This window comes from Cedecea sp., assembly GCF_036500665.1.
GTDB lineage: Bacteria > Pseudomonadota > Gammaproteobacteria > Enterobacterales > Enterobacteriaceae > Cedecea.
On the sequence record NZ_DASYBS010000072.1, the window covers coordinates 1 to 24,799 of the forward strand.

The 24,799-nt window shown below is 51.0% G+C and carries 21 protein-coding genes, 2 tRNA genes and 1 other RNA gene; 15 read left to right on the forward strand and 9 right to left on the reverse strand.

The window, feature by feature from the left end; genetic code table 11:
* Positions 1 to 59: 59 nt before the first annotated feature.
* The 5 genes from VGM55_RS11965 to VGM55_RS11985 form a co-directional block, all read right to left on the reverse strand.
* Positions 60 to 144: transfer RNA gene (locus VGM55_RS11965), tRNA-Tyr, on the reverse strand.
* Between the two features lie 25 nt (positions 145 to 169).
* Positions 170 to 300: non-coding RNA, RtT sRNA (locus tag VGM55_RS11970), on the reverse strand.
* A 43-nt stretch (positions 301 to 343) separates the two neighbouring features.
* A tRNA-Tyr gene (locus VGM55_RS11975) sits at positions 344 to 428 on the reverse strand.
* Positions 429 to 586: 158 nt separating this feature from the next.
* Entirely contained in the window at positions 587 to 1,429 is an 843-nt protein-coding gene (gene purU, locus VGM55_RS11980) for a formyltetrahydrofolate deformylase (protein ID WP_154186846.1), read from the reverse strand.
* Between the two features lie 63 nt (positions 1,430 to 1,492).
* Positions 1,493 to 1,948 carry a YchJ family protein gene (locus VGM55_RS11985; protein WP_154186847.1) on the reverse strand — a complete coding sequence of 152 codons (456 nt, stop codon included), beginning with the start codon at positions 1,946 to 1,948 and terminating at the stop codon, positions 1,493 to 1,495.
* A 114-nt stretch (positions 1,949 to 2,062) separates the two neighbouring features.
* Between VGM55_RS11985 and rssA the strand changes: the two genes are divergently transcribed.
* From rssA to VGM55_RS12005, 4 genes are all read left to right on the forward strand, one after another.
* The gene (gene rssA, locus VGM55_RS11990) at positions 2,063 to 2,971 is read left to right on the forward strand and encodes a patatin-like phospholipase RssA (RefSeq protein WP_331635579.1); all 909 of its coding nucleotides are present in this window, start codon (positions 2,063 to 2,065) and stop codon (positions 2,969 to 2,971) included.
* Between the two features lie 81 nt (positions 2,972 to 3,052).
* Positions 3,053 to 4,066 (forward strand): two-component system response regulator RssB, encoded by a 1,014-nt coding sequence (gene rssB, locus VGM55_RS11995; protein ID WP_331635580.1) that lies wholly within the window; start codon positions 3,053 to 3,055, stop codon positions 4,064 to 4,066.
* A 202-nt stretch (positions 4,067 to 4,268) separates the two neighbouring features.
* Positions 4,269 to 5,177 carry a UTP--glucose-1-phosphate uridylyltransferase GalU gene (galU, locus tag VGM55_RS12000; RefSeq protein WP_016536741.1) on the forward strand — a complete coding sequence of 303 codons (909 nt, stop codon included), beginning with the start codon at positions 4,269 to 4,271 and terminating at the stop codon, positions 5,175 to 5,177.
* 24 nt (positions 5,178 to 5,201) lie between these two features.
* On the forward strand, positions 5,202 to 6,542 hold the full coding sequence (locus tag VGM55_RS12005) for a UDP-glucose/GDP-mannose dehydrogenase family protein (RefSeq protein WP_331635581.1): 1,341 nt from the start codon (positions 5,202 to 5,204) through the stop codon (positions 6,540 to 6,542).
* A gap of 762 nt (positions 6,543 to 7,304) precedes the next feature.
* Here VGM55_RS12005 and hns read toward each other — a convergent pair.
* Positions 7,305 to 7,712, reverse strand: coding sequence for a histone-like nucleoid-structuring protein H-NS (gene hns, locus VGM55_RS12010; RefSeq protein ID WP_008454242.1), 408 nt, complete (start codon positions 7,710 to 7,712; stop codon positions 7,305 to 7,307).
* A 554-nt stretch (positions 7,713 to 8,266) separates the two neighbouring features.
* On the opposite strand from hns, the gene tdk reads away from it, so the two are divergent.
* On the forward strand, positions 8,267 to 8,872 hold the full coding sequence (gene tdk / locus VGM55_RS12015) for a thymidine kinase (RefSeq protein WP_154186851.1): 606 nt from the start codon (positions 8,267 to 8,269) through the stop codon (positions 8,870 to 8,872).
* Positions 8,873 to 8,990: 118 nt separating this feature from the next.
* Here tdk and adhE read toward each other — a convergent pair whose 3' ends face one another.
* The gene (adhE, locus tag VGM55_RS12020; protein ID WP_154186852.1) at positions 8,991 to 11,663 is read right to left on the reverse strand and encodes a bifunctional acetaldehyde-CoA/alcohol dehydrogenase; all 2,673 of its coding nucleotides are present in this window, start codon (positions 11,661 to 11,663) and stop codon (positions 8,991 to 8,993) included.
* Between the two features lie 476 nt (positions 11,664 to 12,139).
* Here adhE and VGM55_RS12025 point away from each other — a divergent pair, with 476 nt between their 5' ends.
* From VGM55_RS12025 to VGM55_RS12055, 7 genes are all read left to right on the forward strand, one after another.
* Positions 12,140 to 12,787, forward strand: coding sequence for a YchE family NAAT transporter (locus VGM55_RS12025; protein WP_331635582.1), 648 nt, complete (start codon positions 12,140 to 12,142; stop codon positions 12,785 to 12,787).
* Positions 12,788 to 13,584: 797 nt separating this feature from the next.
* Positions 13,585 to 15,216, forward strand: coding sequence for an oligopeptide ABC transporter substrate-binding protein OppA (gene oppA, locus VGM55_RS12030; protein WP_016536728.1), 1,632 nt, complete (start codon positions 13,585 to 13,587; stop codon positions 15,214 to 15,216).
* Between the two features lie 108 nt (positions 15,217 to 15,324).
* Positions 15,325 to 16,245 carry an oligopeptide ABC transporter permease OppB gene (gene oppB, locus VGM55_RS12035; RefSeq protein WP_008454251.1) on the forward strand — a complete coding sequence of 307 codons (921 nt, stop codon included), beginning with the start codon at positions 15,325 to 15,327 and terminating at the stop codon, positions 16,243 to 16,245.
* Positions 16,246 to 16,257: 12 nt separating this feature from the next.
* Complete coding sequence (gene oppC, locus VGM55_RS12040; RefSeq protein ID WP_331635600.1) at positions 16,258 to 17,166, forward strand: oligopeptide ABC transporter permease OppC; 909 nt, start codon at positions 16,258 to 16,260, stop codon at positions 17,164 to 17,166.
* Positions 17,167 to 17,177: 11 nt separating this feature from the next.
* A complete protein-coding gene (locus tag VGM55_RS12045; RefSeq protein WP_154186855.1) occupies positions 17,178 to 18,191 on the forward strand; it encodes an ABC transporter ATP-binding protein in 1,014 nt (337 codons plus the stop codon).
* Positions 18,188 to 19,192 (forward strand): murein tripeptide/oligopeptide ABC transporter ATP binding protein OppF, encoded by a 1,005-nt coding sequence (gene oppF / locus VGM55_RS12050; protein WP_154186856.1) that lies wholly within the window; start codon positions 18,188 to 18,190, stop codon positions 19,190 to 19,192. Before VGM55_RS12045 ends, oppF begins: the two co-directional genes overlap by 4 nt.
* Positions 19,193 to 19,243: 51 nt before the next feature.
* Complete coding sequence (locus VGM55_RS12055) at positions 19,244 to 20,089, forward strand: ion transporter (RefSeq protein ID WP_331635583.1); 846 nt, start codon at positions 19,244 to 19,246, stop codon at positions 20,087 to 20,089.
* Positions 20,090 to 20,119: 30 nt separating this feature from the next.
* Here the strand turns inward: VGM55_RS12055 and VGM55_RS12060 are convergent, their stop codons facing one another.
* The gene (locus VGM55_RS12060; RefSeq protein WP_008454257.1) at positions 20,120 to 20,449 is read right to left on the reverse strand and encodes an HI1450 family dsDNA-mimic protein; all 330 of its coding nucleotides are present in this window, start codon (positions 20,447 to 20,449) and stop codon (positions 20,120 to 20,122) included.
* 37 nt (positions 20,450 to 20,486) lie between these two features.
* The gene (gene cls, locus VGM55_RS12065; protein WP_154186857.1) at positions 20,487 to 21,947 is read right to left on the reverse strand and encodes a cardiolipin synthase; all 1,461 of its coding nucleotides are present in this window, start codon (positions 21,945 to 21,947) and stop codon (positions 20,487 to 20,489) included.
* Between the two features lie 146 nt (positions 21,948 to 22,093).
* Here cls and VGM55_RS12070 point away from each other — a divergent pair, with 146 nt between their 5' ends.
* From VGM55_RS12070 to VGM55_RS12080, 3 genes are all read left to right on the forward strand, one after another.
* The gene (locus tag VGM55_RS12070) at positions 22,094 to 22,273 is read left to right on the forward strand and encodes a YciY family protein (protein WP_008454259.1); all 180 of its coding nucleotides are present in this window, start codon (positions 22,094 to 22,096) and stop codon (positions 22,271 to 22,273) included.
* Between the two features lie 200 nt (positions 22,274 to 22,473).
* Positions 22,474 to 24,003, forward strand: a complete 1,530-nt coding sequence (locus tag VGM55_RS12075; RefSeq protein ID WP_331635584.1) for a diguanylate cyclase — start codon at positions 22,474 to 22,476, stop codon at positions 24,001 to 24,003.
* A 27-nt stretch (positions 24,004 to 24,030) separates the two neighbouring features.
* Positions 24,031 to 24,795 carry an EAL domain-containing protein gene (locus VGM55_RS12080; RefSeq protein WP_331635585.1) on the forward strand — a complete coding sequence of 255 codons (765 nt, stop codon included), beginning with the start codon at positions 24,031 to 24,033 and terminating at the stop codon, positions 24,793 to 24,795.
* The last annotated feature ends 4 nt before the right edge of the window (positions 24,796 to 24,799 follow it).

The window sequence follows — 24,799 nt, forward strand, 5'->3', positions numbered from 1 at the left end:
GCATGGGCAGAATATTGGGTAACATCGATTGATTTGGCTGAGGAGCTACAGAGAAGTGATGGTGGTGGGGGAAGGATTCGAACCTTCGAAGTCGATGACGGCAGATTTACAGTCTGCTCCCTTTGGCCGCTCGGGAACCCCGCCAGGGGTAGTGCTTTGAATTGTCAGATGGTGGTGGGGGAAGGATTATTCGTTGCTTCGCTCCTCACCCTTCGGGCCGCTGCTTCAGCAGCGTTATCTCGCTTTCGCTCGATTCGAACCTTAGTCGAAGGTTCTCACCCTTCCCGATAAGCGAAAGCATTGCCTCATCTCATCGGTATTACCACATCGCTGTGGTGAATAATGGTGGTGGGGGAAGGATTCGAACCTTCGAAGTCGATGACGGCAGATTTACAGTCTGCTCCCTTTGGCCGCTCGGGAACCCCACCACGGGGTATTGCTTGTTACTGGCCTGCTTCCTTGTGGGAAGCGGGGCGCATCATATCAAATGAAGCGCCGCTGTAAAGCTTTCAATCTAAGAAAATGAATCGTTTGCCGTTTTTTTACGCGTAGCGGCGTAAAGCTAAGCAATTCATTTTCCGGATGATTACAGAATAATCGTGCGGTTACCGTAAACAAAGACGCGCTGTGCCAGTACTTCGTATAGCGCTCGGCTCAGCACATTCTTCTCTACGTCACGCCCTGCACGCATCATATCGTCTGCGGTGTAGGTGTGGTCGACGTGAATCACGTCCTGCATGATGATTGGGCCTTCATCCAAATTATCATTAACGTAATGCGCGGTCGCGCCGATAATCTTCACGCCGCGTTCATAGGCCTGATGATAAGGGCGTGCGCCGATAAAGGCCGGCAGGAACGAGTGGTGGATATTAATAATCTGGTTTGGGAAGCGAGCCACGAACTCAGGCGTCAGGACTCGCATGTATTTTGCCAGTACCACGTAATCCGGTTTATGCGCATCAATGGCATCGGCCATTTGCATATCGTGCTCTTCACGCGTCATCCCTTCATGGCTGACAAGTTGGAACGGAATATCGAAACGCTCCACTAAAGTACGCAAGGTTTCGTGATTGCCGATAACGGCGGCAATTTCTACGTCCAGGCCGCCGTAGGTGGCTTTCATCAGCAGATCGCCAAGGCAGTGGGCCTCTTTGGTGACCAGAATAACGATGCGGCGACGTCCGGCTGGCGTCAATTCGCGAATTGAGCCTTCCGGCAGCGCACTGTCGAGGTCAGCCATCAGCGTGGTGTCGTTAAAAATACCCTCGAGTTCGGTGCGCATGAAGAAGCGGCCGGTACGATGATCGACAAATTCATTGTTCTGAACGATATTGAGTTCATGTTTGTAGCAAATATTAGTGATTCGCGCGATGAGACCCTTTTGGTCAGGGCAGATTGTGCGGAGAACTTTACGTTGTAGTGCCTGCATGAAGAGATAAATCCTGTTGAACGGTGTTTGCGAAACAATAATGCTGTTACGAAGCGAAGGCTATCACCCGCAGCATTTTTTATATTTTTTACCTGAGCCGCAAGGGCAGGGGTCGTTACGACCAAACTGCGGGCGAAGACCGTCGATATAGTACCATTGGCCGCTTTCCCTGACGAAACGGGAACGTTCAATTATCGCACTTTGATGGCCATTTTCTCGAAAACGGGCAACAAAACTTACATATCCTTCGTTTGCATCTTTGCCATCAGCCTCTTCATAGACGGTCAGGCCAAGCCATTCAGTGGTGCCAAAGCTGTTGGATATTTCTGATTTTAAGCCGGGGCGGCGGCAGCTCTCATGCCAGCTGGATACCAGATAGTCCGCATCCCGCATCACAAAAGCGGTATAACGAGAGCGCATAAGCTGTGACGGGCGTTGCGGATGCTGGCCAGCGCTTAGGTAAGGCTGACAACATAAGCTATACTCCAAACCGCTGCCACAGGGACAAAGTTGCAACATTGCATCTCCAGGAAAAAATAAACGGCGTCAATAACACTACGGCAGCGCTTATGTTAACTGAGCAGTGGCGTTGGCGTCACGGAGTGATTACCGGGGAAGATTGACCGAGGCGTGATGAGACAGGTAAAGATCGGCCTGGCATTAGGGTCGGGTGCTGCAAAAGGATGGGCGCACATTGGCGTTATCAATGCGTTAAAAAAGGCAGGGATCCAGATTGATGTCGTGGCAGGTTGCTCTGTAGGCGCGCTGGTCGGTGCTGCCTATGCCAGTCAGCGGCTTACGGTGATGGAGCGGTGGGTTCGGTCCTTTAGCTACTGGGATGTCCTGCGCCTGATGGATCTCTCCTGGCGTCGCGGCGGGCTACTGCGCGGCGAACGCGTGTTTAATAATATTCGTAAAATCATTCCAGAAACGGCTATTGAAGGCTGCGGCCTGCGATTTGGCGCCGTGGCCACCAACCTTAGTACCGGGCGAGAACTGTGGTTCACCGAGGGGGATTTGCACCAAGCCATCCGTGCTTCTTGCAGCATGCCGGGGCTCTTGTCACCGGTTGCACACAATGGTTATTGGCTGGTGGACGGGGCGATTGTTAACCCTGTACCAATCTCGCTAACCCGTGCACTGGGCGCGGATATCGTTATCGCGGTTGATTTACAGCATGATGCACATCTGATGCAGCAGGATTTGCTGTCGGTCAATATGACGCCATCGGCGGATGAGCCGTTGGCGCAGGCAACATCCTGGCGCAGCCGTCTGCGTGAGCGGCTGGGAAAAATGACTAACCGCCGGGCGAATGTGACGCCCACGGCGATGGAAATCATGACGACCTCTATTCAGGTGCTGGAAAACCGCCTCAAACGTAACCGTATGGCGGGCGATCCTCCCGACATTCTTCTGCAGCCGTTCTGCCCGCAAATATCTACGCTCGACTTTCACCGTGCTTCAGAAGCTATCGCGGCGGGAAGCCTGGCGGTTGAGAAAAAAATGGATGAGTTGTTACCGTTGGTTCGTACTCATGTTTAAGTTAATACTTAAACCGTTTCTGACAGGCGCTCGTTGCGATACCGTGCCACTATTGAGTTATTGCCAGGCAGAGGAAAGCGCATGAGTTACCCGCTGGAAGGAAAACACATTCTTATTGTTGAAGACGAGCCCGTTTTCCGCTCTCTGCTGGACAGCTATCTCACTTCACTTGGTGCTGTGACGAGGCTTGCGTGGGACGGCATGGATGCGCTGGAAAAGCTTGCGCAGTCCGTTCCTGATCTGCTGATTTGCGATCTTGCAATGCCCAGGATGAACGGCCTTGAGCTGGTAGAACATATTCGGAATGACGGTAATCAAACGCCAATTTTAGTGATTTCAGCGACCGAAAATATGTCGGATATCGCCCAGGCTTTGCGGCTTGGCGTGCAGGATGTCCTGCTGAAACCAATTAAAGATCTTAATCGATTAAAAGAGACGGTTTTATCCTGCATCTACCCCGCCATGTTTAATTCACGGGTAGAAGAGGAAGAACGACTGTTTCAGGACTGGGATGCGCTGGCGCGTGACCCGCAGGCGGCCTCTAAATTATTACAAGAACTGCAGCCGCCGGTTCAGCAGGTTATCTCGCGCTGCCGGATAAATTATCGCCAGTTAATTTCGGTCGATCAGCCGGGCCTCGTGCTCGATATTGCACCCCTTTCAGATAATGACTTAGCGTTTTATTGCCTGGATGTTACCCGTGCCGGTGAGAACGGTGTATTAGCGGCGCTGTTGTTACGGGCTTTATTCAACGGTTTGCTACAGGAACAACTCTCACATCAAGGGCAGCGTTTACCTGAATTGGGAAACTTACTAAAACAAGTTAATCAGCTATTGCGACAGGCCAACCTTAGCGGGCAATTTCCGCTAATAGTTGGTTATTATCACAGCGGATTAAAAAACCTCATACTTGTTTCCGCCGGGCTTAATGCAACGTTAAATACGGGTGAGCACCAAATCCAGGTCAGCAATGGTGTGCCGCTGGGTACGCTGGGTAACGCCTACCTGAATCAAATCAGCCAGCGATGCGAAGCGTGGCAGTGCCAGGTGTGGGGCTCCGGTGGCCGTTTGCGTCTCATGTTGTCTGCAGAATAAACAACGGAACAACTGATTACATTTAGCTTTTTTCCTGGAACTCGGGCGGTGGTAATATCGCGACCAACCTAATCGTATTTGTCTTAAATTAACCGCTGCCGGAGTAAACAGGGGGCGGTTTTCGTTTTTAAGCTGATATACTCAATCGCGTTTTTAAATTGACGACAAGTGTGAAACTTGAACAGTCCTGGAGGTTTTTTCAATGGCTGCTATTAATTCTAAAGTAACGAAAGCTGTTATCCCTGTTGCGGGATTGGGAACGCGCATGTTGCCGGCAACAAAGGCAATTCCAAAAGAGATGCTGCCGCTGGTTGATAAGCCGCTGATTCAGTATGTCGTTAATGAGTGTATCGCTGCCGGTATTACTGAAATCGTGCTGGTCACCCACTCCTCAAAAAACTCGATTGAAAACCATTTTGATACCAGTTTTGAGCTGGAAGCGATGCTGGAGAAGCGCGTTAAACGTCAGCTTCTGGAAGAAGTTCAGTCTATTTGTCCTCCTCACGTCACCATTATGCAGGTGCGTCAGGGGCTGGCTAAAGGCCTTGGCCACGCCGTGCTGTGCGCGCACCCGGTTGTGGGTGACGAGCCGGTCGCCGTTATTCTGCCAGACGTAATCCTCGATGAATTCGAATCCGATCTTTCCCAGGATAACCTGGCTGAAATGATCCGCCGCTTTGACACCACGGGCCACAGCCAAATCATGGTTGAGCCGGTTGCCGATGTTACCGCTTACGGCGTCGTTGACTGTAAAGGTGCCGCGCTCTCTGCCGGCGACAGCGTGCCGATGGTGGGCATTGTTGAAAAACCAAAAGCAGACGTTGCGCCATCTAATCTGGCGGTCGTCGGGCGCTATGTACTGAGCGCAGATATTTGGCCTCTGCTGGCTAAGACGCCTCCGGGAGCGGGTGATGAGATCCAGCTGACCGACTCTATCGCTATGCTGATGGATAAAGAGACCGTTGAGGCTTACCACATGAAGGGCGTGAGCCACGATTGCGGCAACAAACTGGGCTATATGCAGGCGTTTGTTGAGTACGGTATTCGTCATAAAACGCTGGGTGAAGACTTCAAAACCTGGCTTGAAGCCACCGTTGGCGCGAAGAAATAATTCTATTCAACGCAGGATGGTAAGATGAAAGTTACCGTATTTGGTATTGGCTACGTTGGGTTGGTACAGGCTGCTGTACTGGCCGATGTGGGGCACGATGTTATGTGCATCGACGTAGACGCAAAGAAAGTGGAAAACCTTAAAAAAGGCGAAATCCCGATCTTTGAACCAGGCCTTGCTCCCCTGGTAAAGAAGAATTACGAGGAAGGACGCCTGCAGTTCAGCACCGATGCTGAGCAGGGCGTTCACCACGGTGAAATGCACTATATTGCCGTGGGTACACCGCCGGATGAAGACGGTTCTGCTGACTTGAAATATGTGACTGCCGTAGCGCGCACCATCGCGCAGTATATGGACTCGCATAAAGTGGTTATCGACAAATCTACGGTTCCCGTTGGCACGGCAGATAAAGTGCGAGCGGTAATGGCAGAAACCCTGAAGTCGCGTGGGCTTGAGATTGGGTTTGACGTGGTTTCTAACCCTGAGTTCCTGAAGGAAGGCGCCGCGGTTGCCGACTGTATGCGCCCTGAGCGTATTGTTATCGGTACGGATAACGAAGAGGTTATTGAACTGCTGCGCGAGCTCTATGAGCCGTTCAACCGTAATCATGATCGTATGATTCTGATGGATATCCGCAGTGCAGAGCTGACCAAATATGCCGCTAACTGCATGCTGGCGACCAAAATCAGCTTTATGAACGAAATTGCAAACCTGGCCGAGCGCCTGGGGGCGGATGTCGAGAAAGTGCGTATGGGGATCGGTTCAGATTCCCGTATCGGCTACAGCTTTATCTACCCTGGCTGCGGCTACGGTGGCTCCTGCTTCCCGAAAGACGTTCAGGCCCTGATTCGTACTGCTGAACAGATTGGCTACACGCCACGTATTCTGCAGGCGGTAGAAGAGGTCAACTACGCACAGAAGCAAAAGCTGCCAGAGTTCATTACTCGCCACTTTGGTCAGGATCTGAAAGGGAAGACCTTTGCTCTTTGGGGGCTTTCATTCAAGCCGAATACCGATGATATGCGTGAAGCCTCGAGCCGCGTGTTGATTGAAGCGCTGTGGGAACGCGGTGCTGAAGTGCAGGCTTTCGATCCGGAAGCAATGGATGAGACTCAGCGTATTTATGGCCACCGCAGCGACTTAAGGTTGATGGGAACCAAAGAGGCTGCGTTACAGGGCGCTGATGCGCTGGTTGTTTGCACGGAATGGCAAAGCTTCAAAGCGCCAGATTTCGACCTGATGAAGAAATCCCTGAAGCAGCCGGTTATCTTTGATGGTCGTAACCTTTATGATCCTGAAAGGCTTAACAAGCGTGGTTTTGTCTATTATGCCATTGGCCGCGGTGCATCTATCAATATTGTCTGAGTAACAACCTTCTGTCGTTATGTATTGTTACCGGCACGACAGCGCATCTAACAGGCCTGTATGCTGCCGGTATTTCTCCTTCTGGTCACGCTCTAAATCCCCTCACACTGTTTCTGTGCGTAATACCAGCCGTTGCTGGCTTCTGTTTCCAGTTGCGCCAGGCGTAAGCCACTTATAACGATCCCAAACAATCAGAGATACGTTCATTATTTGACCTCTCAGGCGTTGCAGCGTCAGAACAAAAAGTGGTGGGCTAAAAGCAAACGCCATTTTCTTGATCCTGAATATTAGCGTTAAAGGTGTCGATAATAATTGGAATCATACGTTGGTTAAGCAAGCCAGGCAGACTCATTCCAGCGGTGCTTATGTTAGCGGAGATAAAAACGAAACGTAACGCGTCTCCTCAATAATCACAGCAGTAAGAATTGTTGGCTTGATTAGCCACTACTCAGGCCTGCAATTCAAATCTTTGTAGTAATACTCTACGTTCTGTTGATAACGCTTATGGGGTATATGAACCCGGTAAAAGGATTACCACACGGTAAGATAAATCAGTTTTACGGTTAACGTGATGATTAAGGAGCGAAATTAGCTGTACTAAAGATCAGGTATTGTATCTAAAAATATTGGTCCAGTTTCTTTAATAAGAAAAGTAAGCGGTTTTATGATTGCGTTACTGGGGGCGGGGAGGAACTTAACATGCTGGGGGCTTAAAATAAAAATCCCGCCGAAGCGGGATCTTAATAAGCAGCACTGAGAGGATTAAAGCAGGAAGTCTTCCAGTTTCTTACCTTGCTCGTCCATTGCTTTCTTGATAACTGCTGGGGTACGGCCCTGGCCGGTCCAGGTTTTAGTTTCACCGTTTTCGTCGATGTACTGGTATTTAGCCGGGCGCGCAGCGCGTTTCGCTTTGCCTGCGGATTTAACAGCAGCAATGCTGTTCAGCAGCTCGTTAGGATCGATACCGTCAGCAATAAGCATTTCACGGTACTGCTGCAGTTTACGAGTACGTTCTTCAACTTCAGCCGCTGCCGCGTTTTCTTCTTCGCGACGTTCGTTAACCACAACCTCTAATTTTTCCAGCATCTCTTCCAGAGTTTCCAGGGTGCATTCTCTTGCCTGGGCACGAAGAGTACGGATGTTGTTCAGAATTTTAAGTGCTTCGCTCATTGTAGTAATCTCAAACTTATTATTGGGGGGTGACGTTTGAGCTAATAATAGAGCGTTATATTAAGTTCTGCAATAGCCGTGAATGTAAGGAATTCAAAATTTGCTGATATATATGCGGTGGTTTAAATACGGTTAACTTAATTTCGGCCTGCCAGACCACACCAAATGGCACTTTAAGACTCAATTTTTAGACAACAACCCTGAGGTCAAAAGGGTTTGTTGGTGGGGAAAAAAAGATAAAATTTCGCATTAATCATCAAATATCAATTGAATCTATTAATGCCTGTGGCTGATACAGGCTGTTTACAATTTATAATAATTGAGCAAGTGAACAATTTCCTGGAGGAGGTATAAACGTGGCACAACAGCTTCTGCTACGGCTGTTTCACCGGTGAAGGCGGCAGCTATTACTCACTGTATAAGCGTGATTTATTAATATATCTGATGAAATTAACCCTTGTGTTTAGAGAGGTAATCGGTAATCCACTGCTTCGCATCGCTGTGGTACAATCCGCAGCAACATTATTTACATTCTGATTCAGGCTACAGGTGCAATGGCTCAACTCTATTTTTACTACTCTGCAATGAACGCAGGAAAATCGACAGCACTGCTTCAGTCCTCCTGGAATTACCAGGAAAGAGGGATGCGCACGCTGGTGTATACCGCGGAGATAGATAATCGTTTTGGTGTCGGTAAAGTCAGTTCACGTATTGGTCTGTCATCCCCTGCCAGACTGTATAACCAGGCGACGGATTTGTTTGCCGATATTCGCGCAGAGCAGCAGTCTGCGCCGGTACATTGCGTGCTGGTAGATGAAAGCCAGTTCTTATCTAAAGAGCAGGTCTATGCTTTATCTGACGTTGTGGATGAGTTAGATATACCGGTTTTGTGCTACGGCCTGCGTACGGATTTTCGTGGCGAATTATTCAGCGGTAGCCAGTACCTTCTCGCGCTGTCCGATAAGCTGGTGGAGTTGAAGACGATTTGTTTCTGCGGGCGCAAGGCCAGCATGGTGTTACGCCTCGATCAGGATGGGCGTCCTTATAATGAAGGTGAGCAGGTTGTGATTGGCGGCAATGAGCGCTACATCTCAGTTTGCCGTAAGCATTATAAAGAAGCGTTAATTAAAGGCTCTCTGCAGGAGATTCAGGGGCGTTAATTAAGAAGCAGGGCAGCCTATGCCCTCGTGGTATTAAACGCGTTGTCGTGGCCTGAGCGCGTGAATCAGGCATAAAAAAACCCGCCGAAAGGCGGGTTTTGTATTTGAAAGCTAACGATTAAGCCGTTTTCTTCGCTTTTTTATCAGCTTTTGCTGCAGGCGCCGCTTCTTTAGCCACCGCGCCTTCAACGAACTCACGTCCGTAGTAGGTATCCAGCAGAATCTGTTTCAGTTCAGAAATCAGCGGATAGCGAGGGTTTGCACCGGTACACTGGTCATCAAACGCATCTTCAGACAGTTTGTCAACGTGCGCCAGGAAGTCTGCTTCCTGTACGCCTGCTTCGCGGATGGACTTAGGAATACCCAGTTCAGCCTTGATAGAATCCAGCCATGCCAGCAGTTTCTCAATCTTAGCCGCGGTACGGTCACCCGCAGCGGTCAGACCCAGATGGTCAGCGATTTCAGCATAGCGACGACGTGCCTGTGGGCGATCGTACTGGCTGAAAGCGGTCTGCTTGGTTGGGTTGTCATTCGCGTTATAGCGGATAACGTTGGAAATCAGCAGGGCGTTCGCCAGGCCGTGAGGAATGTGGAACTGAGAACCCAGTTTATGAGCCATTGAGTGACACACACCCAGGAAGGCGTTAGCAAACGCGATACCGGCGATAGTCGCTGCGTTGTGAACACGTTCACGGGCAACCGGGTTTTTAGACCCTTCATTATAGGAAGCTGGCAGGTTTTCCTTGAGCAGTTTCAGCGCTTGCAGAGCCTGACCGTCAGAGAATTCGCTCGCCAGTACGGAAACGTAAGCTTCCAGCGCGTGAGTGACGGCATCCAGACCACCAAAGGCGCACAGTGACTTAGGCATGTCCATAACCAGGTTAGCATCAACAATCGCCATATCCGGCGTCAATGCGTAGTCAGCCAGTGGATATTTCTGGCCCGTTGCATCATCAGTTACAACCGCAAACGGAGTGACTTCTGAACCGGTACCGGACGTGGTGGTAACCGCAATCATCTTCGCTTTCACGCCCATTTTCGGGAACTTGTAGATACGTTTACGGATATCCATAAAGCGCAGCGCCAGTTCTTCAAAGTGGGTTTCCGGGTGTTCGTACATCACCCACATGATTTTCGCAGCATCCATTGGGGAGCCGCCGCCCAGCGCGATAATCACGTCTGGCTTGAAGGAGTTCGCCAGCTCTGCGCCTTTACGTACAACGGTCAGCGTCGGGTCAGCTTCAACTTCGAAGAAGACTTCGGTTTCTACACCTGCTGCTTTCAGCACGGAGGTGATCTGGTCAGCGTAGCCGTTGTTGAACAAGAAGCGGTCAGTCACAATCAGCGCACGTTTGTGGCCATCAGTAATCACTTCGTCCAGCGCAATTGGCAGGGAGCCACGGCGGAAGTAGATAGATTTCGGAAGTTTATGCCACAACATGTTCTCAGCTCGCTTAGCAACGGTTTTCTTGTTGATCAGGTGCTTCGGACCCACGTTTTCAGAGATGGAGTTACCACCCCATGAACCACAGCCCAGCGTCAGGGAAGGGGCCAGTTTGAAGTTATACAGGTCGCCGATACCACCCTGAGAAGCCGGGGTGTTAATCAGGATACGTGCGGTCTTCATTTTGTCGCCGAAGAATTTAACGCGCGCAGGCTGGTTGTCCTGGTCGGTATACAGGCAAGAGGTATGGCCGATACCGCCCATCTCAACCAGTTTTTCCGCTTTCACCACGGCATCTTCGAAGTTTTTGGCACGGTACATTGCCAGGGTCGGAGACAGTTTTTCGTGAGCAAACGGCTCAGACTCATCCACTACGGACACTTCGCCGATCAGGATTTTGGTGTCTGCGGGTACGGTAAAGCCTGCCAGTTCAGCAATTTTGGTTGCTGGCTGACCAACGATTGCGGCATTCAGCGCGCCATTTTTCAGGATGATGTCCTGTACGGCTTTCAGCTCTTTGCCCTGCAGCAGGTAGCCGCCGTGGGTAGCGAAGCGCTCACGCACTGCGTTATAAGCAGAATCGACAACGATAACGGACTGTTCAGAAGCACAGATCACGCCGTTATCGAAGGTTTTGGACATCAGAATAGAAGCAACAGCACGTTTGATGTCTGCGGTTTCGTCAACCACAACCGGGGTGTTACCGGCACCAACGCCGATAGCAGGTTTACCAGAGCTATAAGCCGCTTTAACCATGCCTGGACCACCGGTAGCCAGAATCATATTGATATCCGGGTGGTGCATCAGAGCGTTAGACAGCTCTACGGAAGGCTGATCGATCCAGCCGATCAGATCTTTCGGTGCACCGGCAGCGATTGCAGCCTGCAGCACGATATCCGCTGCTTTGTTGGTTGCATCTTTAGCACGCGGATGTGGCGAGAAGATGATGGCGTTACGGGTCTTCAGGCTGATTAAAGATTTGAAGATGGCGGTAGACGTCGGGTTGGTGGTAGGGACGATACCGCAGATGATGCCGATGGGTTCAGCGATAGTGATGGTACCGAAGGTGTGATCTTCAGACAGCACACCGCAGGTTTTCTCATCTTTATAGGCATTGTAGATATATTCGGAAGCAAAGTGGTTTTTAATCACTTTATCTTCGACGATACCCATACCGGATTCGGCAACGGCTAATTTAGCCAGGGGGATTCGAGCGTCGGCAGCTGCCAGGGCGGCAGCACGGAAGATTTTATCGACTTGCTCTTGAGTAAAGTTGGCATATTCACGCTGGGCTTTCTTTACGCGCTCTACGAGGGCGTTCAGTTCCGCGACATTAGTTACAGCCATAATGCTCTCCTGATAATGTTAAACTCTTTTAGTAAATAAGCTGCGCGAGTCGACAGTATAGTCAGCAGCAACAGAATGCGTGTTTAGGACGAAACGATGCCGTACAAAATACCTGATTTCATGCGCTGATTTACTAAAAGAGCCTCACCTGAACAAGCGGCTTCAGAGGAAAATTCTGCTTTTCAGATGTGACCAAGAGTACCCACTTCTGAGTAGGTTTTTCGTGATCTAAATCACAACTATCTCATGCTGACACCATTCAGCAGGCGCTACTCAGGTGATTGATAAATCTTTAAAAATTTAGTCACAGCGATGACAAAACAAAGTACCACAAATTCAACATTAAGGTAACAGTTCACCACCATGCTAAAATTAGTTGCTGTCGCGGTCGATTACCCAGGGAAATAGCGTAGCGGCGGGGGTGTTTTTCCATTACATTACGCCTGCTTTTGCTTTGTTCATTTGCGGAGTTTTGCGTGGCTCAATCCTTTTTCGACTTGCCAACCTATATTAAGTTTTTTATCGGGATGTTTGCTCTGGTCAACCCGGTAGGGATTATTCCCGTCTTTATTAGCATGACCAGTTACCAGAGTGCGGCCGCAAGAAATAAAACCAATCTTACCGCCAATCTCTCGGTTGCGATTATTCTCTGGACCTCACTTTTTCTTGGCGACGGCATTCTGCAAGTCTTTGGTATTTCAATAGACTCATTCCGCATCGCCGGCGGCATTCTGGTGGTGACCATTGCCATGTCGATGATAAGCGGCAAGCTGGGTGAGGATAAACAAAACAAGCAGGAAAAGTCAGAGAGCGCCATCCGCGAAAGCGTAGGTGTTGTTCCGCTTGCATTACCGCTGATGGCGGGGCCTGGGGCCATCAGTTCCACTATCGTTTGGGGCAGTCGCTACCATAACTGGGGCCACCTTCTGGGCTTTTCTATCGCCATTGCGCTGTTTGCTTTCTGCTGCTGGCTGCTGTTCCGTATTGCGCCCTGGCTTGTGCGCATATTGGGGCAAACCGGCATAAACGTGATCACCCGTATCATGGGGCTGTTGTTGATGTCGCTCGGCATCGAATTTATCGTCACCGGAGTGAAGGCTATCTTTCCTGGATTATTAAGTTAATTCCGCTGCTACTTTCAAATGAAAAAGCAGAATCTTTATTCTGCTTTTCTTCTCTTAATAGATGAAAAATGCATCTATCCGTTGTTCCTTTTTTGCAAAAACAAATGCGAATCTTTCATAAGAAAATACTTTGGAAAACCGTAGATTAGCGGTTGACGGTGTAACAAGTTGTACAGAAAAGTGGCAATCGAAATTATATTTAGCTGCCGTTATGCAATCAGGCTTGCTGCGAATTTATTGAGATGATATTAGTAATTCATGCCTTCCCGCAGAGGAATGTGCTAAAAAATAATCAATTGTTAATTTTTTGTGAGTGATGAAGCGAGTGAGAAATCGTCCTCCCTTCCCGTGTGGTGATGCCCAAGTAACTCCATGATTATAAAGATTATGTGTAAGTTAATTGATTGGCGTGTTGCGCATCGCGCTCCCCACAATCTCTCCATAAAAGAGAAATGGTTAACAAATTTGCAAATTGTATTGGCGGGTATCTGAAGCTTTTGATACTTTCCGGGCAAAACAATTCGCTGAAAAAAGTTTCTTTTGTAGATGAGAATGATTTCGCAGAGTAATCATGTCCTGCGAAATAGAGATTACTGCCCGTCGACCACGCAATCGGCGGCATACCAGAATCGACGTAATGAGGCTGTCGTATCGAACGGCCCGAAAATAAAGTCGGTGATAGCGAGAAGTAAAGCAGTATCCCGTACGGACGCTTAACGCTCCTGCGCTGTAAGGGACCCCAAGGGGAAGAGGCTGACTTTCGGGTCAGTAATTATAATGAGTGGAGTACCAACACAATGACAAATATCACTAAAAAAAGCCTGATTGCAGCAGGCATTTTAACTGCGCTGATTGCCGGCAATGTCGCTATGGCGGCGGACGTCCCGGCTGGTGTTCAACTGGCAGAGAAACAAGACCTGGTTCGTAACAACGGTTCAGAACCACAGTCTCTGGACCCGCACAAAATTGAAGGCGTGCCGGAGTCCAACATTAGCCGCGATTTATTTGAAGGTTTGCTGGTTACCGACCTGCAGGGTCACCCCACTGCCGGCGTTGCCGAGTCATGGGATAACAAAGACTTTAAAGTGTGGACCTTCCACCTGCGTAAAGATGCTAAATGGTCAAACGGCGAGCCTGTAACCGCTCAGGACTTCGTTTACAGCTGGCAGCGCCTGGCTGACCCGAAAACCGCTTCTCCATACGCAAGCTACCTGCAGTACGGCCACCTCGCTAACATCGACGATATTATCGCCGGTAAGAAGCCGACCAGCGATCTGGGCGTAAAAGCCATCGACGCCAACACGCTGGAAGTGACTCTGAGCGAGCCGGTTCCTTATTTCTACAAGCTGCTGACTCACCCGTCCGTTTCTCCGGTTCCTAAAGCAACCATTGAAAAATTCGGCGACAAATGGACTCAGCCAGCCAATATCGTGACCAACGGTGCTTATAAAGTAAAAGATTGGGTAGTTAACGAACGTATTGTTCTGGTGCGTAACACCGACTACTGGAATAACAAAAAAACCGTTATCAACCAGGTCACCTATCTGCCAATCTCTTCTGAAGTTACCGACGTAAACCGCTACCGCAGCGGCGAAATCGACATGACTTATAACAACTTGCCGATTGAGCTGTTCCAGAAGCTGAAGAAAGAGATCCCAACTGAAGTACACGCCGATCCGTATCTGTGCACCTATTACTACGAGATCAACAACCAGAAAGCACCGTTTACCGACGCACGTGTACGTACCGCGCTGAAACTGGGCCTGGATCGTGACATCATCGTAAATAAAGTGAAAAACCAGGGTGACCTGCCGGCTTATGGCTACACCCCACCGTATACCGATGGCGCGAAACTGACCAAACCAGAGTGGTTCACCTGGTCTCAGGAAAAACGTAACGAAGAAGCGAAGAAACTGCTGGCTGAAGCGGGCTACACCAAAGACAAACCGCTGACCTTCAACCTGCTGTATAACACCTCCGATCTGCACAAGAAGCTGGCTATCGCCGTGGCGTCTATCTGGCAGAAAAACCTGGGTGTGAACGTCAAGCTGGAAAACCAGGAGTGGAAAACCTTCCTGGATACCCGTCATCAGGGTACCTTCGACGTGGCGCGTGCAGGCTGGTGTGCGGACTATAACGAACCGACTTCCTTCCTGAACACCATGCTGTCCGACAGCTCGAACAACACCGCGCACTATAAGAGCCCGGCATTCGACAAGATAATCGCCGATACTTTGCAGGTGACTGACGAAGCCCAGCGTACCGCGCTGTATGACAAAGCTGAACAGCAGCTTGATAAAGACTCAGCAATCGTTCCGGTTTACTACTACGTTAACGCCCGTCTGGTTAAGCCGTGGGTTGGTGGTTATACCGGTAAAGACCCGCTGGATAATGTCTACGTCAGAGACTTGTACATTATCAAACATTAATGGCAATTCGTGGGGCAGGGCTCACCGGCTTCGGCCGGTGGTTGAGTCGTGCCCCATCGTGTCTTATTTACATCGCACTGCAAAGGCACAGGCCAGAAGGTACGGGCAATGTTGAAATTTATTCTACGTCGTTGTCTGGAAGCAATTCCGACACTCTTTATTCTTATAACGATTTCCTTCTTTATGATGCGTCTCGCTCCGGGGAGTCCTTTTACCGGCGAACGTACGCTGCCGCCAGAAGTCATGGCGAACATCGAAGCGAAGTATCACCTGAACGATCCGATCACCACCCAATATTTCAGCTATTTAAAGCAGCTGGCACACGGGGATTTCGGGCCGTCATTTAAATACAAAGACTATTCTGTGAATGACCTGGTGGCTTCCAGCTTCCCGGTTTCCGCTAAATTGGGCGCAGCCGCCTTCATCTTTGCTATTGTGCTGGGTGTCACGGCGGGCGTGGTTGCGGCGCTGAATCAAAATACCAAATGGGATTACACGGTAATGGGCTTTGCCATGACGGGGGTCGTTATCCCCAGCTTCGTGGTGGCTCCGTTGCTGGTACTGATATTCGCCATCACCCTGAAGTGGCTGCCCGGAGGCGGCTGGAACGGGGGCGCGCCGAAGTACATGATACTGCCGATGATCGCGCTGTCTCTGGCTTATATCGCCAGCATTGCGCGTATTACTCGCGGTTCAATGATTGAAGTCCTGCACTCTAACTTTATCCGCACCGCACGCGCTAAAGGCTTGCCGATGCGCCGTATTGTGCTGCGCCACGCCCTGAAACCCGCACTGCTGCCGGTACTGTCGTACCTTGGGCCTGCTTTTGTTGGGATCATCACCGGCTCAATGGTTATTGAAACGATTTATGGCTTGCCGGGCATCGGCCAGCTGTTTGTTAACGGTGCGCTGAACCGTGACTATTCACTGGTTCTCAGCCTGACCATTCTGGTCGGTGCGCTGACGATTCTGTTCAACGCGGTGGTCGACGTGCTGTATGCCGTCATCGACCCGAAAATCCGTTACTAAGCTGGAGTGGCCATAATGTTGACTAAGAAAAACAGCGAGGCGCTGGAAAACTTCAGTGAAAAACTGGAAGTTGAAGGCCGTAGTCTGTGGCAGGATGCGCGCCGCCGTTTTATCCATAACCGCGCGGCGATCACCAGCCTGTTCGTCCTGGCGGTAATTGCTCTGTTCGTGGCGTTTGCTCCGGTACTGTCGCAGTTTACCTACTTTGATACCGACTGGGGCATGATGTCGGCAGCGCCTGATATGGCGTCCGGGCACTATTTCGGTACCGACTCTTCAGGACGTGATTTGCTGGTTCGCGTGGCCATCGGTGGGCGTATCTCCCTGATGGTTGGTGTTGCTGCTGCGCTGGTTGCGGTGGTTGTAGGAACGCTTTACGGCTGTCTGGCCGGCTACCTCGGCGGTAAGATCGACTCCGTGATGATGCGTCTGCTGGAGATCCTGAACTCCTTCCCGTTCATGTTCTTCGTCATTCTGCTGGTGACCTTCTTCGGGCAAAACATCCTGCTTATCTTCGTGGCTATCGGCATGGTGTCATGGCTGGACATGGCGCGTATCGTGCGCGGTCAGACCCTGAGTCTGAAGCGTAAAGAGTTTATCGAAGCGGCTCATGTGGGCGGCGTTTCTACGATGAACATCGTTCTGCGTCACATCGTGCCGAACGTACTGGGTGTGGTGGTGGTATACGCCTCGCTGCTGGTTCCAAGCATGATCCTGTTCGAATCTTTCCTGAGCTTCCTGGGCCTCGGCACGCAGGAGCCTCTGAGCAGCTGGGGCGCATTGTTAAGTGATGGTGCGAACTCCATGGAGGTATCACCCTGGCTTCTGCTGTTCCCGGCAGGCTTCCTGGTGATTACGCTGTTCTGTTTTAACTTTATCGGCGATGGTCTGCGTGATGCCCTCGACCCGAAAGATCGTTAAGGAGTACCTCCATGAGTACTATTGAAACTTCTCCGGTGGCCGCTCCACTGAACAAATCAGAGGTTCTGCTCGACGTTAAAGACCTGCGCGTGACCTTTGGCACGCCGGACGGTGACGTCACCGCGGTAAACGACCTCAACTTTAGCCTGCGTGCGGGTGAAACCCTCGGCATTGTTGGCGAGTCCGGATCCGGCAAATCGCAGACTGCTTTTGCCCTGATGGGACTGCTGGCGGCCAACGGCCGCATCGGCGGCTCCGCGAAATTCAACGGCAAAGAGATCCTGAACCTGCCGGAAGCGCAGCTTAACCGCCTGCGCGCCGAGCAAATCTCGATGATTTTCCAGGATCCAATGACCTCGCTGAACCCGTACATGCGCGTGGGCGATCAGCTGATGGAAGTGCTGATGCTGCACAAGAAACTCGGAAAAGCGGAAGCGTTTGAAGAGTCTGTGCGGATGCTGGATGCGGTAAAGATGCCGGAAGCGCGCAAGCGTATGCGCATGTTTCCGCACGAATTCTCCGGCGGTATGCGTCAGCGCGTGATGATTGCCATGGCGCTGCTGTGCCGGCCTAAACTGCTGATTGCCGACGAACCTACCACGGCGCTGGACGTGACCGTTCAGGCGCAGATCATGACGCTGCTGAACGAGCTGAAACGCGAGTTCAACACCGCGATCATCATGATCACCCACGACCTGGGCGTGGTGGCCGGTATCTGCGACAAAGTACTGGTGATGTACGCCGGGCGTACTATGGAATACGGCAACGCGCGTGACGTGTTCTACAAGCCGGTCCATCCGTACTCCATCGGCCTGCTGAACGCGGTGCCGCGCCTGGATGCGGAAGGTGAGTCTTTGCTTACCATCCCGGGTAACCCGCCGAACCTGCTGCGTTTACCGAAGGGATGCCCGTTCCAGCCTCGCTGCCAGTTTGCTATGGAAGCGTGTAACAGTGCTCCGCCACTGGAGCAGTTTGGTGATGGCCGCCTGCGTGCCTGCTTTAGACCGGTGGAGGAATTAGCATGAGCACCGTTGCAGAAGAAAGAAAAGTGCTGTTAGAAATCGCTGACCTGAAGGTGCACTTTGACATCAAAGACGGCAAGCAGTGGTTCTGGCAGCCTTCAAAAACCCTGAAAGCCGTTGATGGGGTTACCCTGCGTTTGTACGAAGGGGAGACCCTTGGTGTGGTGGGCGAGTCCGGCTGCGGTAAGTCGACGTTTGCCCGTGCTATCATTGGCCTTGTGAAAGCGACCGATGGGCGTGTTGCCTGGCTTGGGAAAGATCTTCTGGGCATGAAGCCGGAAGAGTGGCGCAACGTGCGCAGCGATATTCAGATGATTTTTCAGGATCCGCTGGCCTCGCTGAACCCGCGTATGAACATCGGCGATATTATTGCCGAGCCGCTGCTGACCTATCATCCCAAAATGCCTAAGCAGGAAGTTCGCGACCGCGTGAAGGCGATGATGATGAAAGTGGGCCTGTTGCCGAACCTGGTTAACCGCTACCCGCACGAGTTTTCCGGCGGCCAGTGCCAGCGTATCGGTATTGCGCGCGCGCTGATTCTGGAACCTAAACTCATCATCTGTGATGAGCCGGTTTCCGCGCTGGATGTTTCCATTCAGGCGCAGGTGGTTAACCTGCTGCAAAAACTGCAGCGCGAGATGGGCCTGTCGCTTATCTTTATCGCCCACGACCTTGCGGTTGTGAAGCACATCTCCGATCGTGTGCTGGTGATGTATCTGGGGCATGCGGTAGAACTCGGCACCTATGACGAGGTTTACCACAACCCGCTGCACCCTTACACCAAAGCGCTGATGTCGGCAGTGCCGATTCCTGACCCGGATCTGGAAAAGAACAAAACCATCCAGCTGCTGGAAGGTGAGCTGCCGTCGCCGATTAACCCGCCTTCAGGCTGCGTGTTCCGTACCCGCTGCCCGATTGCAGGCCCGGAGTGCGCGAAAACGCGTCCTGTACTGGAAGGGAGTTTCCGCCATGCGGTTTCCTGTCTGAAGGTCGACCCGCTATAATCTCGCCAGGGGCCAGCACCGCGCTGGCCCTTTCTTTATGCGAGGATTGCCGTGTCAGGGAACATCTCTTCATTTCGAGCGCTGCTTTACCGCTTTCTGTTTGATCAAAATACCCGTTCCGGGCGCCGCTTTGAGGCGTTTTGCGGCCTGCTGGCGCTGCTTAGCGTTGCCGTTGTCTTTACCGAATCGAGCGTAGGGAGCGACCCGAGGCTGACGTTCGATGAATGGCAGCTCTTTATCTGGCTTGAAATCATCTTCACGCTGTTGTTTATCTGCGAATACGTATTGCGAGTGCTGACGTGGCCTAAACCCGTCCGCTATGTGTTTAGCGTCTGGGGTATTATCGACCTGGCGACCATGCTGCCGCTGTATGTGCTGTGGCTGTGGCCAGAGTTCGCTATTCACTATTATTTTGCCTGGCGAGCGATGCGCGCCATCCGCGTGCTCCGCATTCTCAAACTCTTGCGCTACATGCCCGCGCTCAAAAGCCTGTGGCGGAGCCTGCTCAACGCCAGCAATCAGTTAATCCTGTTCTACTCGTTTATTGCCATCGTAATGGTCGCGGCGGGCGCGCTGATGTACGGCATAGAAGGGAAGGCCAACGGCTTTACCAGCCTGGGTGTGGCGGTCTATTGGGCGGTTGTGACGGTGACAACCGTCGGTTATGGCGACATTGTGCCGCATACCGCTTTAGGCCGCTTCGTTGCCTCATTACTGATTTTGATTGGTTATTCGGTAATAGCCATTCCCACCGGGATTTTAACGTCTCAGATGTCGCAGGATATGCAAAGAAGACGGTCGGTGAGAGAGTGCACGCGCTGCCATCAGCAGGATCATGCCGCTAACGCGCATTACTGCAAAACTTGCGGGGAGCATCTTCCGCCCAATGAGAAGTAACAGCGCGGCCTGAGGGCCGCGCAGGGATGATTACTCACGCCACAGGATGTGGCAAAGCTTGTGGTCTTTCTCACGGCACAGCAGCACGCGAGCAAAGATATCGTTCAGCTCGCCGCCGTCGGTGTCCGCCAGCCCGATAACCACTTCGGCGAAGAAGTCCGGATTCAGGTCGAAATCGACGTGCTCCTGCCAGTCTTCGGCCGGGTCAAACAGCTCCGCGCCGCCGCGTTCCTCGAACTGCAGATTGAACAGAATAATGTCGGCAGGATCGAGGTTATCACCCGCCAGCTCGAGAAAAATATCGTACGCCTGTTCTAAAGTCTCGTCTTCGGTCAGGCGGTTATTCAGATCCATTTCCATCTCTACATCCACTTATCGAGTGCTGATGCGCCACGTTTTACAGCAACGGACTAAAGAAGTAAAACAGTCGCTCAGCCATACGCTGCCAGAGCGGGCGTTTTACCCACAAATGCGCGTCCAACAGCCGCGAGCGGGAAATATAGTCATCCTGTACTGCCGCTAAATCACCGGCAAAACCTTCATCATCGATGACCAGCGTAATCTCAAAGTTGAGCCACAGGCTGCGCATATCCAGGTTTACGGTACCCACCAGGCTCAACTGACCATCGACCAGCACGCTCTTGGTGTGCAACAGGCCTCCTTCAAACTGATAAATCTTCACGCCTGCGGCGAGCAGCTCGGTGAAGAACGCACGGCTTGCCCAGCCGACCAGCAGAGAATCGTTTTTACGCGGGACGATGATGCTCACGTCAACGCCACGCTGAGCCGCGGTGCAAATCGCATGCAGCAAATCATCGCTTGGCACGAAGTAGGGGGTGGTCATTATCAGATATTCACGCGCCGCATAGACGGAAGTCAGTAATGCCTGGTGAATCAAATCCTCAGGGAAGCCTGGCCCTGAGGCGATAGTGTGAATGGTATGGCCGCTGGCTTCTTCAAACGGCATGATGTTTTCATCCGGCGGCGGCGGGAGAATACGTTTGCCGGTCTCTATCTCCCAGTCACAGGAGTAAACGATGCCCATGGCGGTGGCGACCGGGCCTTCCATACGTGCCATCAGGTCGACCCACTGGCCAACGTTGGCATCCTGCTTGAAGAAACGAGGGTCGACCATATTCATGCTGCCGGTATAGGCAATGTAATTATCGATCATCACCATTTTACGGTGCTGGCGCAGGTCCATGCGGCGCAGGAAAACACGCATCAGGTTAACCTTCAGCGCTTCAACAACCTCGATACCCGCGTTGCGCATCATATTTGCCCACGGGCTGCGGAAAAAGGCCACGCTGCCGGCTGAGTCGAGCATCAACCGGCAATGAATACCGCGACGTGCGGCGGCCATCAGCGATTCAGCCACTTGGTCGGCCATGCCGCCAGGCTGCCAGATATAGAACACCATCTCGATGTTGTGGCGTGCTAGCTGAATATCTCGGATCAGCGCCTGCATAGTGTCATCTGAACTGGTCAGAAGCTGGAGTTGATTCCCCTTTACGCCGGCAATGCCCTGGCGTCGTTCGCATAGCTGGAACAGCGAATCCGCCACCTCACTGGTTTCCGAGGCAAAAATATGCTTGCAGTTCTTCAGGTCCTTTAGCCATTTGGCGGTAGAAGGCCACATGGCGCGAGCGCGCTCAGCACGGCGCTTACCAAGGTGCAATTCCCCCACGGAGAGATAGGCAATAATTCCGACCAGCGGCAGAATATAGATAATTAACAGCCAGGCCATAGCCGAAGGAACGGCACGGCGTTTCATCAATATACGTAGCGTTACGCCAGCAATAAGCAGCCAGTAGCCGAGAATAACCAGCCAGCTCACCACGGTATAGAAGGTTGTCATGCCTTAAAAATCCTTTTGAAACCGAATAGTTGAGAGTGTACGCAGAACTTTCATCGCTTAACACTAAAAGTATACGCAAAACGGATGGTTTGCCCGGCAGAAGGTTCTATAATGGCGCGTCTTTTTTGGAAAGTTGAGTTGTAGAAATGAGACGTAGCAGAACGGAAGTTGGGCGTTGGCGGATGCAGCGTCAGACGCAAAAACGCAGGGCGCGTTGGCTGGAAAGTCAGTCCCGGCGCAACATGCGCATCCATGCCATTCGTAAGTGCCTGGTTAACCAGCAGCGTAATTCATTGCTGTTTGCCATCCACGACCGCTGGGCATAAGACCAGGGCACCGCTTGCGGTGCCCATCAATTATTTTCTTTTTTATCGTAGTAAATAAGGAAACAACGCTTCCCCTGGCCCGGAAATTATCGTTCCAGACGGCGGAAATTTGTTTTTAAAATGATCATGATCATCCTCTGAGTGAAATTTATCGGCATAATTCTCGCGATTTTTCTTATATCTCCAGGATGTCTGAATAAGTGATTAGTGATTTAATTAAAAAGGATTTCTCTTACTCCAGGAGAATTAACTTTCTGTTTGTTATTATTGTTGCCGTGCTAATTGTTTTTAGCTCAATAATCTCCTTTGTAAGTTATAATCACCAGAAAACCACGTTAAATGAAGAGAGCGAGGGTTTTGTACACAATATTGCAACGTTCTACCTGGAGCAGCAGCTAAAAACCTTAGAGAATGCGCTATGGCAAAACTCTATTATGCTGAATAACAATTACGTTGAGGCACTGGTCAAGTCTGAAGACGAAGAACTGGAGAAAAAACTCACGACGTCAATCTCAATGCTGCCTGTCGTTTCAGGGTATATTATTGCTACGCGCGATGGCCGCTATAACAGTATCCCCAAATCCTACGTCGATAGTAATTATACGCTTTTGGGTCGTACCTGGTACGAACGCCTCAGCGTGAAGAGTTCTTTTGTTAATTACTCGGAAATTTATGCCAACGCGGTTGATCAATCGCCGGTGGTGACGATAGCCAAACTGCTGCATGACGATAAAGGCGAGCGCTATGGCGTATTTGCTATGGATCTGAATCTTATCGAGATGAGCTACGTGCTGCGCCAGCTTGAGAGCCCGAGTGAAGGGCATTTCTCGATTGTCGATCGCCAGGGGCGAGCCATCCTGGATGCAGACAGCGATGCAATAGGTACCCCGACTGTTCCGCAGGCAGCCATTGAGCGAATGACCAACGGACTTGGTTCATTTCACGACAACGTCACCAGCAAGCGTTATTACTATTATTCTTTCTCTAACCCCGACTGGTTTGTCGTCTTTACCGTTAAGGATAAAGTGATAGATGAGCACACCTTCTACTATGTCTGGGTTATTTGGGTGGCATTCGCCTTCTGCCTGACAATTTATTCATTGTTGTGGATCTTTATGCGCCATTCGATCAAATCGATGATCGTGGATATCGTTTCGATGATGCGCTTTGGCCGGCTTGAGTTAAAGAATGATGTAGATAAGCAAATTTTAAATGAGATTAATGAAAGCAGTCAGCAAATTAAAAGTGCGAAAAGTGCTTCACTAACGGATGGTCTCACCGGCCTGCTTAATCGTCGAAGCTTTGATAATGATATTAATTATTTATTAACCCGTAAAGCTCCCTTTAGCCTCGGAATTATCGATATTGATAACTTCAAAAAAATAAACGACGGATACGGTCATCTTGTTGGCGACACGGTTTTGAAAGTTATCGCTGATATGGGCATGGGGCTGCTGGACGATTACTCTAAGCTTTATCGTTACGGCGGGGAAGAAATTGCCTTTATTTACTTCTCCGATAATCAGGTTAAAGCCATGGAAATTATGGAAAGCTGGCGCAGGCAGGTGGAGAACAAAATCTGGCGTGAGCAAGGACTGGTCGTCACCTTCAGCGGCGGTATTTGCCCGTGGCGCGGAGAGGGCTACGAGGCGTTTATCGAGAAAGCTGACAGGCTGCTTTATAAGGCAAAATCCAGCGGTAAAAATAAAGTGGTTATCGCGACCAGCTAAGAAAAGCCTGCACTAAGGAGTTGTTACATGGAGAAAAGCGCTGAGTTCATCGTTAATCGCGTGATGAAGAATAACTTCAGCATGGCTTTTGAGTCGTTGCTACAGCCTATTTTCGACACATCAAGTTTTAAGTGTGTCGGAACCGAAATGCTCATCCGGGGCGTGCATCGCCGGGCCCTTGTCGCCCCGGATCTGTTTATTCACCGTCTGGAAGACAATGGCGGCATCGTTTCTTTGGGGGAGCATATTATCGGCACGGCTTTTAGCTACATGAAAGACGTCATCATGCCGCATAACAGCAGCTATTTAATGCACCTTAATCTTTCACCCGTGCAGTTGAATGACGTCGGTTTCGCCGGACGGGTGATTGCCCTCGCAGTGCAGCGCTCTGTGCCCGTGCAGCGCATCGTGTTTGAGATAACGGATAACCATCTTCCGTTAGATGACGCCGGGCGTGAAAATGCCGTTCGCCTTCGCGAGGCTGGCTTCTTGCTGGCGTGGGATGATATTCACAGCGTTGAGCAGCTGCAGGACAGGCTGGCCCAGGTGGATACGAACTTCATTAAGCTCGACCGCTCCTGTTTCAAGGCGACGTGCAGTGAGGAAACGCTGCGTATTGTCAGACGTGCGCAGGACAGTGAAGTTGATGTGATCGCCGAAGGTGTCGAAACCTTTTCGCAAATGCAGATGCTGTTTAATAACAATGTCAGGATGGCGCAAGGGTACCTGTTTTCCCGGCCACTGGACCGGGAAAGCTTCCGTCATAAGCACCTGCTGGTGAAGGATGCCTGAATCA

What these genes read in the sequence shown, in the direction of transcription:
- purU (WP_154186846.1), bottom strand. Translation starts at nt 1,429, where the DNA reads ATGCAGGCACTACAACGTAAAGTTCTCCGCACAATCTGCCCTGACCAA.
- VGM55_RS11985 (WP_154186847.1), bottom strand. Translation starts at nt 1,948, where the DNA reads ATGTTGCAACTTTGTCCCTGTGGCAGCGGTTTGGAGTATAGCTTATGT.
- rssA (WP_331635579.1), top strand. Translation starts at nt 2,063, where the DNA reads ATGAGACAGGTAAAGATCGGCCTGGCATTAGGGTCGGGTGCTGCAAAA.
- rssB (WP_331635580.1), top strand. Translation starts at nt 3,053, where the DNA reads ATGAGTTACCCGCTGGAAGGAAAACACATTCTTATTGTTGAAGACGAG.
- galU (WP_016536741.1), top strand. Translation starts at nt 4,269, where the DNA reads ATGGCTGCTATTAATTCTAAAGTAACGAAAGCTGTTATCCCTGTTGCG.
- VGM55_RS12005 (WP_331635581.1), top strand. Translation starts at nt 5,202, where the DNA reads ATGAAAGTTACCGTATTTGGTATTGGCTACGTTGGGTTGGTACAGGCT.
- hns (WP_008454242.1), bottom strand. Translation starts at nt 7,712, where the DNA reads ATGAGCGAAGCACTTAAAATTCTGAACAACATCCGTACTCTTCGTGCC.
- tdk (WP_154186851.1), top strand. Translation starts at nt 8,267, where the DNA reads ATGGCTCAACTCTATTTTTACTACTCTGCAATGAACGCAGGAAAATCG.
- adhE (WP_154186852.1), bottom strand. Translation starts at nt 11,663, where the DNA reads ATGGCTGTAACTAATGTCGCGGAACTGAACGCCCTCGTAGAGCGCGTA.
- oppA (WP_016536728.1), top strand. Translation starts at nt 13,585, where the DNA reads ATGACAAATATCACTAAAAAAAGCCTGATTGCAGCAGGCATTTTAACT.
- oppB (WP_008454251.1), top strand. Translation starts at nt 15,325, where the DNA reads ATGTTGAAATTTATTCTACGTCGTTGTCTGGAAGCAATTCCGACACTC.
- VGM55_RS12045 (WP_154186855.1), top strand. Translation starts at nt 17,178, where the DNA reads ATGAGTACTATTGAAACTTCTCCGGTGGCCGCTCCACTGAACAAATCA.
- oppF (WP_154186856.1), top strand. Translation starts at nt 18,188, where the DNA reads ATGAGCACCGTTGCAGAAGAAAGAAAAGTGCTGTTAGAAATCGCTGAC.
- VGM55_RS12060 (WP_008454257.1), bottom strand. Translation starts at nt 20,449, where the DNA reads ATGGAAATGGATCTGAATAACCGCCTGACCGAAGACGAGACTTTAGAA.
- cls (WP_154186857.1), bottom strand. Translation starts at nt 21,947, where the DNA reads ATGACAACCTTCTATACCGTGGTGAGCTGGCTGGTTATTCTCGGCTAC.
- VGM55_RS12070 (WP_008454259.1), top strand. Translation starts at nt 22,094, where the DNA reads ATGAGACGTAGCAGAACGGAAGTTGGGCGTTGGCGGATGCAGCGTCAG.
- VGM55_RS12080 (WP_331635585.1), top strand. Translation starts at nt 24,031, where the DNA reads ATGGAGAAAAGCGCTGAGTTCATCGTTAATCGCGTGATGAAGAATAAC.